Below are 235 nucleotides of genomic sequence, written 5' to 3'. Positions count from 1 at the left end.
ACCTCGGGATTGGTCTTGGCCTCTTTCGCGGTCAGTTGCCAGTCGGGCATCGAACCGGTGGGCGAGAAGATTTCGACGTGCGCGAGCACGGAGAGCATGCGGTCGCGCACGTCGCGCTGGAAGCCGTTCATCACGGAGAGCACGACGATCAGCGCCGCCACGCCGAGCGCGATGCCCGACATCGAGATCAGCGCGATGAACGAGATGAAGCCATTGCCGGTCGTGCGCTTGCCGG

Annotated in this window: 1 protein-coding gene; it reads right to left on the bottom strand. The window is 64.7% G+C overall.

Going from position 1 to position 235, the window contains the following annotated elements; genetic code table 11:
• Nucleotides 1–235: ABC transporter permease (locus tag SB786_RS37740; RefSeq protein ID WP_410731777.1), on the bottom strand; the 235-nt coding region annotated here is incomplete at both ends.

The sequence above is a fragment of the Burkholderia sp. SIMBA_062 genome (assembly GCF_046534765.1).
In the GTDB taxonomy this organism is placed as follows: domain Bacteria; phylum Pseudomonadota; class Gammaproteobacteria; order Burkholderiales; family Burkholderiaceae; genus Burkholderia; species Burkholderia ambifaria.
Note: the sequence above shows the minus strand (reverse complement) of the source record. Positions and strands in the feature narration are given on the sequence as shown.